Annotated in this window: 10 protein-coding genes; 5 read left to right on the top strand and 5 right to left on the bottom strand. The window is 60.9% G+C overall.

The window, feature by feature from the left end; all coding sequences use genetic code 11:
- Positions 1–2 precede the first annotated feature (2 nt).
- Complete coding sequence (locus ACF6ZU_RS24795) at positions 3–2714, bottom strand: RHS repeat domain-containing protein (protein ID WP_392887890.1); 2712 nt, start codon at positions 2712–2714, stop codon at positions 3–5.
- Positions 2715–2852: 138 nt separating this feature from the next.
- A complete protein-coding gene (locus ACF6ZU_RS24790; RefSeq protein WP_392887888.1) occupies positions 2853–3626 on the bottom strand; it encodes a LuxR C-terminal-related transcriptional regulator in 774 nt (257 codons plus the stop codon).
- 111 nt (positions 3627–3737) lie between these two features.
- Here ACF6ZU_RS24790 and ACF6ZU_RS24785 point away from each other — a divergent pair, with 111 nt between their 5' ends.
- Together ACF6ZU_RS24785 and ACF6ZU_RS24780 are read left to right on the top strand one after the other, a co-directional pair.
- A complete protein-coding gene (locus ACF6ZU_RS24785; protein WP_392887886.1) occupies positions 3738–4841 on the top strand; it encodes a polyamine ABC transporter substrate-binding protein in 1104 nt (367 codons plus the stop codon).
- Between the two features lie 170 nt (positions 4842–5011).
- Positions 5012–6130, top strand: a complete 1119-nt coding sequence (locus ACF6ZU_RS24780; RefSeq protein WP_392887884.1) for a P1 family peptidase — start codon at positions 5012–5014, stop codon at positions 6128–6130.
- 400 nt (positions 6131–6530) lie between these two features.
- On the opposite strand, the gene ACF6ZU_RS24775 is transcribed toward ACF6ZU_RS24780, so the two are convergent.
- Positions 6531–7220 (bottom strand): GNAT family N-acetyltransferase, encoded by a 690-nt coding sequence (locus tag ACF6ZU_RS24775; protein WP_392887882.1) that lies wholly within the window; start codon positions 7218–7220, stop codon positions 6531–6533.
- 203 nt (positions 7221–7423) lie between these two features.
- The gene (locus tag ACF6ZU_RS24770) at positions 7424–7705 is read right to left on the bottom strand and encodes a hypothetical protein (RefSeq protein ID WP_392894015.1); all 282 of its coding nucleotides are present in this window, start codon (positions 7703–7705) and stop codon (positions 7424–7426) included.
- Here ACF6ZU_RS24770 and ACF6ZU_RS24765 point away from each other — a divergent pair.
- From ACF6ZU_RS24765 to ACF6ZU_RS24755, 3 genes are all read left to right on the top strand, one after another.
- The gene (locus ACF6ZU_RS24765) at positions 7632–11036 is read left to right on the top strand and encodes an Ig-like domain-containing protein (RefSeq protein ID WP_392887881.1); all 3405 of its coding nucleotides are present in this window, start codon (positions 7632–7634) and stop codon (positions 11034–11036) included. The genes ACF6ZU_RS24770 and ACF6ZU_RS24765 overlap by 74 nt on opposite strands.
- Before the next feature lie 150 nt (positions 11037–11186).
- On the top strand, positions 11187–12293 hold the full coding sequence (locus ACF6ZU_RS24760; protein WP_392887879.1) for an alkene reductase: 1107 nt from the start codon (positions 11187–11189) through the stop codon (positions 12291–12293).
- Positions 12294–12526: 233 nt separating this feature from the next.
- Entirely contained in the window at positions 12527–13414 is an 888-nt protein-coding gene (locus ACF6ZU_RS24755) for a LysR family transcriptional regulator (RefSeq protein WP_392893911.1), read from the top strand.
- A 2-nt stretch (positions 13415–13416) separates the two neighbouring features.
- Here ACF6ZU_RS24755 and ACF6ZU_RS24750 read toward each other — a convergent pair whose 3' ends face one another.
- Positions 13417–14637, bottom strand: coding sequence for an MFS transporter (locus tag ACF6ZU_RS24750; protein WP_392887877.1), 1221 nt, complete (start codon positions 14635–14637; stop codon positions 13417–13419).
- Positions 14638–14712 lie beyond the last annotated feature (75 nt).

The raw sequence follows: 14712 nt of genomic DNA, 5'->3' as shown, positions 1-14712 counted from the left end.
ATTCAGTTGGCATTCACTCTGGTTTTTTTGTCCGAGGCCTTTCCACTTTTAAAACTTTTTTTCCGCTGCGCATTAAGATAATTAAGATTTTCGTCATCATCACTCAGACTGCTTTCTTCGCTGCTCGAACTTTCGTCCGACAGCTCCGGCGCTCGTAAAAAGTACTCCATCTCCTGCAGCTCCGATTTAGCCAGTGCATCGTAATGACGAAACTTAGTATCCAAAAGCATCTTCTTAACCGCATCGGAAAGATTATTTAAACGATGCTCGGTCGTTGGCTTATAATGACCACTGCCATCAGTCCAGAACTTGAGTTCCCCATCTTCAACTACAATATCACCTGCAAAATAAACAGGTTTACCGTCCAGCAAGGATGAGTGACTCTCAACAAAAAAAGGTTGATGAAATCGTTTCTTGTTGGGTTTTCCTTTCGAATCCAATTGCTCATTTTTCAAACCAACATAAACTTTATCAGGATCATTTTCTGGAATTACAAACGAGAACAGACCGTCTATCTCGTAGTGATCCCCGGTTTCTTTTTGAGTAAAAGAATACTTATCATCACGTTTTGTGAGAATAAATATTTGTTCGGGCCCAGCTGGTTTTTTCATATGACTTTTAGCAACCTGATGTATCAGCACTGGCGCCCTTTCATTGCCACAACCGCTTTGACTTGTTTCACTTTGAGCGGATGCGTGGTCTCCCTTGGATGAATCAAGGTCAACATTTTGATCTTCCCTTTTTTTCCTTTCCAAGCCCTTCGGATCAAAAAAAACTATTGGATTATTCCCCACCATAACGTATCTGTTTGGCCCGGAAACATCACCTGCGGGATCAGGTGCAACCCACCGCTGCAACCAAGGCGCGTAATACCGATATCCATAATAATAAAGCCCCGTCGCATCGCGCTCTTTCCCTGAATAACGAAAGGTTTTGTACTTCGCCACCCATGCACTTTTGCCCGCCCAGCACGCCGTACCGCCAAAGGGATAATAGTGTTCCCAGGTCAGCACTCCTCCTTCTTCGTCCAGCTCTAATGTACTGGAACCGATGAGATCGCTGAGTGGGTAGCGCAGTTGATCCTTTTGCTCGGCATTGGGCCAATGCAGTGCCCGCACTCTATTGCGCGCGGCTTCGATGCTGATGACATGATGTTCTTCACCATCGGTCTGTCGGTGTATTTCCAGATTGGGGAGATAGCGGACTTCCGTGCGCAGGGTTCGGCGATTGGTCTGGGTGAAATGGACCTTGCGCAGTCGATGGCCGGGGCGGTCATAGCGGTAGCATTCGTAATCGTCAGGTTCGTCTGCGCGGTTGACCAAGGTCACCCGGCTCAACTGATTACGTGTATCCCAACTCATGGCTTGACCACGTTGCAGTTCCAACTGGTTGCCGCAGGCATCGAAACGGGATGCTATTTCAGGTTCATCCGGCAAGGATCCATCACTGTGTTGCGCCAGGCTTCGGTTGCTCAGGGCGGAGGTGAACAGCGATAAACCCGGTGCGCCACTGTGGTGGCGAGTAATCAGGTTACCCGCCCGGTCGTATTCGAATTGCTGGATGTAGCTACGCCGTTGGTTAGGGTCCAGCGGCGTGGGCTGCAGTTCCGGGAGCGCCGGGCCATGACTCGGATGGCTGACTTCCCAACCTCGGGCTTCGACCAGTTGATCCAAGCTGTCGTACCGGTAGCGGTTGATCGGCTCGATCTGCTGTTTATTGAAATGCGTCACAACTTGAGACTTGTCTTCAAGCTCGACGATGTTACCCATCGGGTCGTAGCGATAGTTCAGATCCTGCAGCGTTTTCTGATTGCCAACTTGTGCCACCAACCTGATCAACCGACCGTCATCCGCACCGTATACCGCGCTGGTTACCACTCCATTGCCGGCGGTTTCGCTCTCCACCTGATCATGGGCGTTGTAATGGATGGCACCGACCAGTCGTTGAGGCGATTTACCCGCGCCCGCCCATTGCAGCCAAACCTCACTCTGTTTGCCCGCCACGTCATAGGCAAAAATCCTGACATTACCCTTGGCATCGGTCTGACACTGAAGCTCGCCAATGGGATTGAAGGTGTGACGAGTGATGAATGATTGGCCTTCTAAAAGTTCGTCTCGCGCATCGGGGTCACCAGGCCAGTCAGGCAAGTCCAGATCGGTAAGGAAGCGCCGCTCTTCCCTTAACACCGCCCCGAAAAGTCCGCGTTCGGGGAAGCACTGCGAGCCGGTCGGGTCGTCATGGCGGATTTTCTGCCCGCACTGGTTGTGCGCTGCAAACACCGGAGCGGAACCGCCATGGATCAATCGCTCCACGACCCGCGGCGCATCTGTATAGCCCTGCTCCGTCACCGCGACCGGACGCCGTTGATCGTCATAGTCGGTATGACGCTGACTGCCTCGCGCGTCCCAGAACGAACGGGGCAAGCCGGTTTGATCCAGCAGGCTCAACTGCCACCCGGCATCGACGCTATCCGTCAGCAACGGCTGACCGCTCAAACAGTAAACCTGCGCCAGATTCGCCTTCGGTGTCGTGCCCCACAGCCGTGGATCCCAGGATTCAGTAAGCCGTCCTGGCGCATCGAAGCGTTGCCGGGTGATACGCAAGTCAATCTCAGGGCTGTCCGGATGCCGGCAATAGCCCACGCTGCGGATTGCCAAGGCGCGTGGATCGATAACCGACAGGGTTGGGGTAGTGGCGTGGTGGTTGGAGTTCACGGCTTCGTCGATCCTTCGCACTGATCGAGGAAAGATTGAGCCTTTTTCGGTTTGACCGATACTGTAAAAAGTAACAGGTCCGTGGCTCGGAAATGGCCATCGCGAGCAGGCTCGCTCCTACAGGGGGTCGGTGTTAAATCAACGCGGTTGCAACACCAGCGCAAACAACTCCCCATGCCCGTTCACATTGAGCTTGTGATAGACATTGCGTCGATGCACTTTCACCGTTTCCGGAGAGATGCCCAGCTGCTGGGCAATCGCCTTGCTTGAGAAGCCCTGAAGGATCAATCGCGCGGTTTCGATCTCCCGCACCGTCAGGCGTGCGTCGAAGCGATCCAGCAACGTCGCGAGATCCCCGGCCACGGCTTCGGCCACCGGACCTCCCGCCGGCGTTAATTGCACGTGACGGCGCATCGCGGCGAGCACCCAGTCACGCACGCACAGCAACCGGCCTTGCTCTTCGAGGCTGAAACGGGTCGCGCGGCCCAGGGACAAACCGAGCACCGCGCCGTCGGTGTTGATCATGAACTGCAATTCGTCACCGCCCACCACCGAGCGGAAGTAGCTCAGGTAATACTCGCTCTGCTGGAATTGGTCGGGGGCCAGTGAATCAAGGCTGTGCAAGCCATCGGCGATGCCGGCGCAGGCGGCCTGATAAAACGGATCGAGCAGGTACATACCGGCGCTGTAGCCGGCCAGTTCTTCATGCTCGTCGGCGCTGCCCTTGGCGTCGAAATCGATCAGCAGGCGCGGCACCCGCCCCGGCCGCATCACCGCGACCAAGGCATTGTCCAGCGGCACCAACAGTCGCAGGGTGTCCACCAACGCACGCCAGAAACCGTCCTGCCCCAGCGCGCCAAATACCCGGGCCAGCCCCTGGTGCACCGGCATTTCCTTCAGCAACGCGTCCACGCTCTACCCCTTTCGAGTAACCCATGATGGGAATGGGTGTGTCCCCGGCCTGCCGATACGCTGCAAGCACCTGTTCATCACCGGCCTGCAGCAGGCCAGGAGTGCCGCATCATGAGTCGTCGCCATCCACAGATCAATCTCGGACTGAGCGCGTGCCTGTGCGTTTCGCTGTCGGCGATGGCCGTCGAAGTTCCGACCGTGCACGTCTACAACTGGTACGACTACATCGGCCCCACCACCCTGCACGACTTCAAGCGTGACACCGGAATCGAACCGGTCTACGACACCTTCGACAGCGCCGAAGTGCTGGAAGGCAAACTGCTGACCAGCCGCAGCGGCTATGACGTGGTGGTGGCAAGCAACTTCAGCCTGCCGACCCTGATCAAGGCCGGCGCCCTGGCGCCCCTGCCCCACGCACAGATGCCGGACTACAAGAACATGGATGCGGACCTGCTGGCGAAACTGGCCAACAACGACCCGGGCAACCAGTACGCCGTGCCGTACCTGTGGGGCACCAACGGCATCGGCTACAACATCGACAAGGTTCGCGCCGCGCTGGGTGACAAGGCGCCGGTGGATTCCTGGGAGCTGGTGTTCAACGAAGCCAACCTGGCCAAGCTCGGTCAGTGTGGCGTGGCGATGCTCGACTCGCCGTCCGAGATGCTGCCGGTCGCCCTGCACTATCTCGGCCTGCCGCCCAACAGCACCAACCCCGAGGACTACAAGAAGGCCGAAGCGCTGCTGCTGAAACTGCGCCCGCACATCGCCTACTTCAACTCGTCGAAATTCATCAGCGACCTGGCCAACGGCAACATCTGCGTCGCGGTGGGCTGGTCCGGCGCCATGCTGGAAGCCAAGACCAACGCCGAACAGGCCAACAACGGCGTGAAGATCGCCTACAGCCTGCCGAAGGAAGGTGCGCCGGTGTGGTTCGACACGCTGGTGTTGCTGAAGGACGCGCCGCACCCGGAGCAAGGGCTGGCGTTCATCGATTACCTGATGCGCCCCGACGTCATCGCGCCGGTCAGCGATCACCTGTCCTACCCCAATGGCAACCGCAGCGCCACGCCACTGGTGGCTGAGGCGACGCGCAACAACCCGGCGGTGTATCCGTCGGCCGAAGCCTTGGCCACGTTGTTTACCTTGCAGCCGCTGCCGCCGGCCACCGAACGGGTGCGTACGCGGATCTGGAGCAAGGTCAAGAACGGGCAGTGAAACCGATTTGCGACCTGTGCAAATCCAAATGTGGGAGCGAGCCTGCTCGCGAAGAGGGCGTGTCAGACGACATCACCTTAGCTGGCATACCGCATTCGCGAGCAGGCTCGCTCCCACAGGGTCCGAGTCCAACTCGAACATTACTGATAAATTTGAAGATGAGAGAAACGATGAAACCACGTGCCCGCGACCTGAACCTCCAGTTCGGCCAACTGCAACCTGGCCCGCTCAATGCGATCACCGACGTACCCGGCGTGCGGGTTGGCCACAGCAACGTGCGAGGCCGTACCGCGCAGGGCCGCGACATGCTCACCGGCGTCACGGTGATCGAACCGCGCATCGGCTCCACCAGCCAGCAGCCGTGCTTCGCCGGCGTCCATGTGCTCAACGGCAACGGTGATGCCACCGGCCTCGAATGGGTCCGCGAAGCCGGGCTGCTGACCAGCCCGATTGCCTTCACCAATACCCACAGCCTGGGCGTGGTGCGCGATGCGTTGATCGTGCTGGACCGTGAGCAGCAACCCGACGACGGACGGCTCTACTGGAACATGCCGGTAGTGCTGGAAACCTTCGACGGCCTGCTCAACGATATCAACGGTTTCCATGTCAAGGTCGAGCACGTCGCCGAAGCCCTGCGCAGGGCAACAGGCGGGCCAGTCACCGAAGGCGCGGTCGGCGGCGGCAGCGGCATGATCTGCCACGAATTCAAGGGCGGCATCGGTACGGCTTCGCGGCGCCTGAACAGTGCCCAGGGCGGCTGGACCGTCGGCGCCATCGTCCAGGCCAACCACGGCATCCGCAACGAATTGCGTGTCGACGGTTACCCGGTCGGACGCTACATGGAACAGGCCGACTCGCCGTTTCTCAAGGCGTCGTTGCCGCATCCGGGCATGGGTTCGATCGTCGTCTGCCTGGCCACCGATGCGCCGCTGCTGCCCCATCAATGCACCCGCCTCGCCCAGCGCGCCAGCCTTGGTCTGGCCCGCACCGGTGGCGGTAACGAAGACCACAGCGGCGACATCTTCATTGCCTTTGCCACGGGCAACGACGTGCCGGCGGCAGCGTATGAAAGCAAGAAGGCGCCGACCACCGACAACCTGCGCATGGTCAACAACGACCACATCAGCGAGTTGTTCCTCGCCGCTACAGAAGCCGTGGAGGAAGCGATCATCAACGCCCTGCTCGCCTCCGACACCGCCGAAGGCAATGGCCATGCGGTGCCGGGACTGGACGCCGAAACGTTGCTCAACGCCTTGCGCCGCGCCGGCTGGCCGGGGGAACAGGCTTGAGCGGGCTGGGGATTCAGGGAGGCGACTAGCGGTACTTGAGCGCTAAACCCCATGTTCCTACGATGGATGTACGCAGCCGCCTGTTTGCTCAACTCTAGCGGCTGCGTAAGTGGCGAGTGATCTGAACCCCTACCAAGCTCGCCGCTTTTTTCACGTGCATCTTGGGCCTCAAGGGCTCTGCTTCCTCCCCATCAAAGAGCGTTGAGGCTCTTTTTTAAGTGCACGAATTCAAGACCAGAAAAAGCCCGGCATTGGCCGGGCTTTTTTGCATTCCGAAACCCCACGCAACACCCCCTGTGGGAGCGAGCCGGCTCCGGGCGGCGTTCCGACGATTGCGGTCTTTCTGGCAAAGTTGATATCGACTGACACTCCCTCATCGCGAGCAGGCTCGCTCCCACAGTTACCGGTGTTCGCTGGTGCGTTGGCGGAAAAATTCGTTGGCCTTGTACGTCAACTGATCCAGATGCCGATCCCGCTGCTTCTCCGCATCGAGCATCGCGCGCTTGCCGTGTTTTTGCAGCAGGTAGGTATGAATCTGCCGCACCTCCAGCGAGCTGTAGATCGACGCCACGTCCAGCACGCCCATCAAGCCTTCGGAACGGTGATCGCGGGTGTTCATCAGCACCTGGGTGCCGCGCACACCCACTACCTGAAACCCCATCGACTCGAACCACGGCACCTTGGCCACCGCGCAAGTCAGTTCGGCGTGCGGGTAGCGACCGACCATTTCCCGCAGCATCCTGCGTGCCACGCCCTGGCGCCGATGGCCGGCCTGCACCGCCATGTACGCCACGCCGCAGGCTTCGGGATCGTCCTTGATCGGCAGGTACAGCAGAAAGCCGATCACCGTGTCCGGATCATCCACGTCCGTCGCGACGATCAACTCCACCGCAATCCCTTTCGTGCCGTTCAGCGCTTCCAGATAGAGGTGCACTTCATAGCCGATGGCGTACTGGTACACGTTGTACAACAGGTTGCTCGGCGGGATGGCGACCATGCTGATGTCGCTCAGGTTATCGACGACCATCTGCAGGATCTGGCTGGTGAGGTGCTCGGGGCACGGGGTCTTGAAGTGGGTGATCTGGGGCATCGAGGCTCTGGCTCTTGAGGCGGGCGGGCCTATCATACCGCGGTGGCGTGACCGGGGTGGTGAGTCAAATGGCTGCTGTGGCGGATGTTCTGGCGCTATCGCCAGCAAGCTGGCTCCTACAAGGGAAATTTGCCGTATGGCGATCAACTGTAGGAGCCGGCTTGCCGGCGATGGCGGCCGGGAGGCAGATGCAAGGTTGCGGATTACCGGTCGCAGGACATTTCAACCGACTCGAGGTTGCCCTCCCCAAGAGTGAGGAATATCCCCCAGCTGATAAATTCCGTTAACACTTTCCCCGCCCCGATTTCAGCCCAACACCTTGATCTGGTTACATTTTCAGGCAATGGCTCAGCTTTTGCGTCGAGGTTTTCCGCCAGTGCCGACACCCCGGCATGCCCCCAGAGAACCACCATGAAAAGCTCAGTTCCTGCGAACAAGTCGTCCGGCTTTTTCCGGGCGCAGGGCATCACTTCGGTGATGCTCATGACATTCAGCCTGACGGCGGCCAATGCCGTTCCGCTCGATGACTTCGGGCCACCGCCACCGACCGATCCGTCGGCATTCAACAACCCGCCAGCCGATCCCGCGGCGGCGCTGGAAGCCCTGAAAACCTTGCCGGAAGCCAATCAAGGCGCCCTCGCCCTGCCCAACGGCGTGTTCGGCGACCGCGATACGCCGCGTGCCGACAACGTGCTGCCTCCCGCCGTGCAGACGTCGTTCAACTTCCCCACCAACGGCAAACCCAGCCCGTTGTTCGGTGCCGAACCGTTCACTCAGCAACTGCTGCTGTTCGAAGAGTTCGGCGGGGAAAAACTCGACCCGACCACCCCGCCGCCGACGCTGACGTTTCCCGTGCCGACCCTCGGCCCGGCGCCGCAGCAAGACCCGAACAACGTCGCCCGCAGCGGCCCGTCGAGCGCCGCACTGGATGCCTTTTTGCGGCAGCCGGGGTTGTTCCCGTTTCCGTCGCAATTTTCCAATGTGCTGGACCGCAACCCTTGGAAAGCGCAGATCGAAACCTTCCTCAACCGCCATCCGGTAGGTTCACCGGCAGAGGGCCGGCCACCGGGAAAAGGCTGGTCGCACCAGCGCTGGAACGAGTTCTACCCGCAAGTGCAGTTCAAGACCGTGCAAGCCGGTGCACGGACCAACCTCGGCTTGCGCGACCGGCAACAATTGCACAACTACGCCAAGGGAGAGTTCGCCCCCGGCGGGCTCTACTACCAGACCTCCGACATCCCGGAAACCGCCGGCACCACCAAGGCCATCGACGTGCGTTTCCACTCGAAAATGCCGGTGCAAAATCACAACTCGCTGTGGACCTTCGACGGCACCGTACCGCCCAAACTGCTCATGGTCCGCTATGGCCAACCGCTGCTGATGCGGCACTACAACGCGCTGCCGATCGATCCTGCGGCCAACGCCGGTTTCGGCCTGCACACCATCAGCACCCACGAACATAACGGCCACTCTCCGGCCGAAAGTGACGGCTATGCCAATGCGTTTTTCTTTCCGGGCCAGTACTACGACTATCGCTGGCCGCTGCAACTGGCCGGTTACGACACGATCAACACCAACGCGCAGGATCCACGCGCGGCGTTCCCCTGCTCGCCGGGGGAAAAGCTCTACGTCAACGATGCCAGTCCCGGGCTGAAAACCTGCGAGAACGGCACGATCAGGATCCGCGGCGACTGGCGTGAAACCATGAGCACCCACTGGTTCCACGACCACATGCTCGATTTCACCGCGCAGAACGTCTACAAGGGCAACGCGGTGATGATGAACTACTACAGCGCCCTCGATCGCGGCAACGAGGCCATCGACGACGGCGTCAACCTGCGCTTGCCCAGTGGCTCGGCAATGCCCTGGGGCAACCGCGATTACGACGTGAACCTGGTGGTCGCCGACAAGGCCTGGGACGAAAACGGCCAGCTGTGGTTCAACCCGTTCAACACCGACGGCTTTCTCGGCGATCAGATCCTGGTCAACTGGCAGTACCAGCCACGCCTGAAAGTTCGCGCGCGCAGCTACCGTTTCCGCATCCTCAACGGCTCGGTGTCGCGCTATCTGAAGCTTGCCCTGGTGCGGGAAATCAGCGGCAACAGCGGCGAGTTCCAGGGCCCTTCAGGCTCTGGGATTTCCTACAACCGCGTGCCGTTCCACATGGTCGGCAACGATGGCAACCTCATGGAACACAGCGTGCCCTTCGACGGCAGCATGGACCTGGACGGCGATGGCGACCTGCAGGACCACAATGCAATCCTGCCCACCCAAGGCATTGCCGAGCGCTTCGACATCATCGTCAACTTTGCGAAAAACGGCATCAAGCCGGGGGACAAGCTGTACTTCGTCAACCTGCTGGAACACAAGACCGGCAAGGGCCCGGAGAAAAACGAACTGGCCCTGGCCGACGTGCTGTCGGAGAAATACAAAGCGGTGATCAAACAGACCAGCAAAGGCCCGCAATGGGACAAGGGCGACCCGGTGGTGGGCAAGTTCCTGCAACTGCTGGTGCAACCCTATTCCGGCCAGGACCTGAGCATGGACCCGGTGGCTTATGAGCCAGCCAAACCGGGCAAGCCCGCCGGAAAAGTCATGATCCCGCTGACCATCGATCGCGACAACCCCAGCGATCAGGCCAAGCTCAAAGTGGCGCGGCATCGCGAGTTCATCTTCGGTCGCTCCGACGGCACCGACGAAGCGCCCTGGACGGTCAAGACCGACGGTGGTTTTGGCTACGACATGGATCCGCGCCGGCTCAGTGCCGCCCCGCAATTGGCCAACGGCCCGACCGATGCCGGGTTCTCCGGCGACGGCACGCTTGAAGTGTGGAAAATCGTCAACGGCGGCAACGGCTGGAACCACCCGGTGCATGTGCATTTCGAAGAAGGCGTGATCCTCAGCCGCGACGGCAAGGCGCCGCCGGAATGGGAAAAATGGGCGCGCAAGGATGTTTATCGCATCGGCGAGGGCATCGACAGTTCGGTGGATGTCGAAATGGCCATTCACTTCCGCGAGTTCGCCGGCACCTACATGGAACACTGCCACAACACCCAGCACGAAGACTCGTCGATGCTGTTGCGCTGGGATGTCGAGCATCCGGGGCAGTTCCAGTTGATGCCCACGCCGTTGCCCGGTTGGGACGGGGTCACCTACGTGAACTCTGCTGCACTGCCGACCTTCCGCACCGGCGGTGACGACGATGATCATGAAGGCCCGAACAAACAACCCGTGGCCAACAATGACAGCGCCACCAACAGCAACGGCCAGCCGGTGACGATTAACGTGCTGGTCAACGACACTGATCCCGACGGTAACCTGCCGCTCCAGGTGGTTGGCCTGACCCAGCCGGACTCGGGCCAGGGCTCGGTCAGCACCGACGGTGTTCGCGTGTTCTACACACCGCCGGCCACGGTAGCGGCGCCGTTCACGGCACTGTTCACCTACGAAGCCCGCGACAAACTGGGCGCGGTGTCGGCGAAACCGGCGACAGTGTCCGTAGCGGTCAGCGGCGCCGCGGCGGTCAATGAAGACCTGTTGGTGACCAGCGCCTCCGTCAGCGTGCGCAGCAACAATCGCTACACCTGGGACCTGGCCGGGACGACTTCGCGGGCGGCGGGCAACAGCATCACCGTCAGTGCATCGACCACGGGCGGCCAGCTCAACCTGGGCACCGCGACGCTCACGCCAAGCGGTACCGGTGCGCGCTGGAGGTTGTCCGTCACCACAACGGGCGACGGCCCGACACCGAGCCCGACGATCACCGTGCGCTCGGCCTTGGGCAAGACCGTGACCGCACCGATCGCCGTGCATTGAAGTAACCCCAATTGACGCCCGGTTCGCGCATTACGGACCGGGCGCCCATCGATTATGGAGTTGAACGTCCGGAGAGTCTGGATCGCTGGCCCGTTTTTCTCCTGTTGCGACTCACCTAAGGTGACCTCCAGACATTTACTGGAGGTCACCATGAATCACCCTACCCTGCTTTCCCCGATCCAGATCGGCCCGAATCCGCTCTCCCACCGCGTGGTCATGGCACCGCTGACACGCATGCGTTCCGAGCCCGGCGACGTGCCCGGCGCGTTGATGGCCGAGTATTACTCGCAGCGGGCTACCGACGGCGGGCTGATCATTTCCGAAGCCACCGTGGTGTCCACCACCGGCAACGGTTACCTCGGTTCGCCGGGCTTGTACAACGATGCGCAGATCCCTGGCTGGAAGGCCATCACCGAGGCGGTCCACGCCAAGGGCGGGAAGATTTTCCTGCAACTGTTTCACGCCGGCCGCCAGTCCCACAGCGACATGCAACCCAATGGCGCGCAACCGGTCGCGCCTTCTGCCGTCGACTACAACGGCGTGGCCTACACCGCCAGCGGCTGGGTGCCGAGTACCCCGCACCGCGCGCTCAGCGAAGCGGAAGTGGTGGCGCTGGTCGAAGATTTCCGCAGCGCAGCACAACGTGGCCTGGAAGCCGGTTTTGACGGCGTGGAAATCCACGGCGCCAATGGTTACCTGATCGACCAGTTCCTGCAGGACGGCAGCAACCATCGCACCGACGCCTACGGTGGCACCATCGCCAAGCGAGCGCGTTTCCTGCTGGACATCACCCGTGAAGTGATTGCGGTGTGGGGCAGTGATCGGGTGGCGGTGCGCCTTGGGCCGAGCGGCAATTTCGGCGACATGAAGGACAGTGATCCAGAGGCTTTGTTTGTCTATGTTGCCGAGCAACTGGCACCGATGAAACTGGCGTACCTGCACCTGATCGAGCCGCGGGTATTGGGGAATTCGATTGATGAGAGCAAGGATCAGAACCCGGTGGCGGCGCAGTTGATTCGTCGGCATTACGACGGCGTGATCATCGCGGCCGGTGGTTTTACGGCGGCCTCGGCGGAGCAGATTCTGCTCGCTGGGGATGCGGACCTGGTGGCGTTCGGGCGGGATTTCATTGCCAACCCGGATTTGCCGGAGCGCATTCGTCATGATCGGCCATTGAATGCGTATGACCGCGATACGTTCTATGGCGGCACTGAGGTTGGGTTTACTGATTACCCGTTCTATCAGGCCACTGCCTAAGCTCTTCGCTGACTGTTCAGCCGCCATCGCGAGCAGGCTCGCTCCTACAGTGGATCTTCGTCGGACACGCATTGGGTGTTCACTGAAAATCCACTGTAGGAGCGAGCCTGCTCGCGATTGGCGGCAACTCGATCTCCCTGAAAAAACACCCCATTCAATCCCCCCGCTTTGCAAATCCCCCGCCCGCCTCTACTCTGCGTTAACCCTCCCCCGCACCGAGCACACCGCCCATGATGGACAGCCTCAGCGGCATCACTGCCTTCATCCAGGTGGCGGAAACCCGCAGCTTCACCGAAGCCGGCCGCCTGCTGGAAATCTCCGCCTCGGCAGTGGGCAAGAGCGTCGCGCGGATGGAGGAGCGCCTGGGCGTGCGCCTGTTTCATCGCAGCACCCGCAGCGTCACCCTGACCACCGAAGGCGAGCTGTTTCTCGACCGCTGCAAACGCATCCTCAGCGAAGTGGAAGCGGCGGAAATGGAGTTGCTGGAGCTGTCCGCCAATCCCCGGGGCAAAGTGCGCATCAGCGTGCCGATCCAGAACGTGTTGATCATGCCGGTGCTCGCCGGGTTCATCCGCGCCTACCCGGACATCGAGTTGGACGTGGACATGTCGGACCGCATGGTGGATGTGATCGAGGAAGGTTTCGACGCGGTGATCCGCACGGGCGCACCGCAGGATTCGCGATTGATGGCGCGCAAGCTGGGGGGCTATCAACTGCAGCTGGTGGCGTCGCCCGCGTACCTGGAGCGCAATGGCAACCCGACACACCCGGACGAACTGATCGATCACGTGTGCCTGCTGCACAAGTTTCCGGCGACGGGGATGATCGAGCGTTGGCCGCTGCGCATCGGCGAAACGCACATCGAGCCGAACCTGGCGAAGTCGATGACCTGCACCACGATGGACCCGCTGACGTACCTGGCGATCGATGGGGTGGGGATTGCCTGCCTGCCGGATTTTTCAATCCGCCAGCCATTGGCCGACGGCAGGCTGAAGGTGGTGCTGGAGGATTACACGGACCACAGCGGCAACCTGTGGATGCTCTGGCCTGCGTCCAAGCAGACCGCACCCCGGTTGCGTGTGTTGATCGACTACTTCAAGGACAACATTCTCAAAGGCTGAATTCAGCGTTGCAGGGCTTCGGCAATCGGGGTTTTGCCGACGCCGAAACTGAGCATCACCGCCAGTCCCGTCAAGCCGATGCCGGCCCCCAGCCACAGCGCCGACGGCACGCCGTGATGATCAACCATCAGGCCACCAAACAGCGAGCCTGAGGCGATGGCCACCTGGAACATGGTGACCAGCATCGCCGAACTGGCCTCGGGCAATTGCGGCGAGGTCAGTTGCATCCAGGTGCTCACGCCCAGCGGAATGGCGCCATAGGCAATGCCCCACAGCAACACCGCCAACACCACGCCGATCCCTTGCAGCTGCGGCAATGCCAGCTGCGCAATGATCATCAGCAACACCACCGCGCCCAATGACGCCCGCAGATGCCGGGCTACCCCGCTGGCCATGGCGAAATTGGCCAGCATGCCGACCAGGCCAAACCCCAGCAGCACCGACGTGATCGCGCTCGCCGAGAAGCCCGCTTCGCGGCTGAGAAACGGCGCGATGTAGGTGTAGGCCGAAAAGTGGGCGGCGACCACCAACGCCAACAGCAACATGCTGCGCCGGGCGTTTTGGCGCGCCAGGAAATCCAGCAGCGCCCGCACGCGCAAGCCTTCACGTGAAGGCAGCGAAGGCAAGGTCAGGCCTTGTGCGATAAACGCCAGCAACGCCAGACCCGCCGCCACCGCGAACGACACGCGCCAGGAAAACAACGTGCTCAGGAACGTCCCGAACGGCACGCCAAACACCGTCGCCAGGGTGATTCCGGCGAAGATCAGCGCCGTGGCCCTGGCCGCGCGAGATTCACTGACCAGACGCGCAGCCACCGCAATCGCCACCGCCCAGAACCCGCCCAGCGCGACGCCCAGCAAGGCGCGGCCCAACAGCATGATCACCAGCGACGGCGCGAACGCCGACACCAGGTTCGACACCACCTGCAACAGGGTCAACAGCAGCAACAGGTGACGACGGTTCATCCGCCCGGCGCCGAGCATGATCGCCGGTGCCGCGACGGCCGCGACGATCCCCGGCACGGTCACCATCAACCCCGCCACGCCGTCGGTGATGCCCAGGCTGTTGGCGATTTGCGGCAGGATGCCCACCGGCAAATATTCGGTGGTGACAAAGGCGAAGGCGCCAAGGGCCACGGAAAACACCGAAAGCCAGTCGCGCCAGGAGGATGGCTGCGTTTGCGCGAGCGCAGCGGCGGCCGGTAAAGCCTGCAGATCGTTCATGGGAAACTCCACGGTAATGAGTGGAGCCATGCTAGGGAGCTGGTCGTCGCGGAAAAACGGGGCAGCGTTCCGATC

The organism is Pseudomonas migulae (genome assembly GCF_043225285.1).
Lineage (GTDB): Bacteria > Pseudomonadota > Gammaproteobacteria > Pseudomonadales > Pseudomonadaceae > Aquipseudomonas > Aquipseudomonas migulae_C.
The sequence above is the reverse complement of the archived record's forward strand: the minus strand, read 5'-3'. Positions and strand labels throughout refer to the sequence as shown.

Bases quoted from the DNA above. Each gene is read 5' to 3' on its own strand.
- ACF6ZU_RS24785 (WP_392887886.1), top strand. From the start codon at position 3,738: ATGAGTCGTCGCCATCCACAGATCAATCTCGGACTGAGCGCGTGCCTG.
- ACF6ZU_RS24780 (WP_392887884.1), top strand. From the start codon at position 5,012: ATGAAACCACGTGCCCGCGACCTGAACCTCCAGTTCGGCCAACTGCAA.
- ACF6ZU_RS24775 (WP_392887882.1), bottom strand. From the start codon at position 7,220: ATGCCCCAGATCACCCACTTCAAGACCCCGTGCCCCGAGCACCTCACC.
- ACF6ZU_RS24765 (WP_392887881.1), top strand. From the start codon at position 7,632: ATGAAAAGCTCAGTTCCTGCGAACAAGTCGTCCGGCTTTTTCCGGGCG.
- ACF6ZU_RS24770 (WP_392894015.1), bottom strand. From the start codon at position 7,705: ATGAGCATCACCGAAGTGATGCCCTGCGCCCGGAAAAAGCCGGACGAC.
- ACF6ZU_RS24760 (WP_392887879.1), top strand. From the start codon at position 11,187: ATGAATCACCCTACCCTGCTTTCCCCGATCCAGATCGGCCCGAATCCG.
- ACF6ZU_RS24755 (WP_392893911.1), top strand. From the start codon at position 12,527: ATGGACAGCCTCAGCGGCATCACTGCCTTCATCCAGGTGGCGGAAACC.
- ACF6ZU_RS24750 (WP_392887877.1), bottom strand. From the start codon at position 14,637: ATGAACGATCTGCAGGCTTTACCGGCCGCCGCTGCGCTCGCGCAAACG.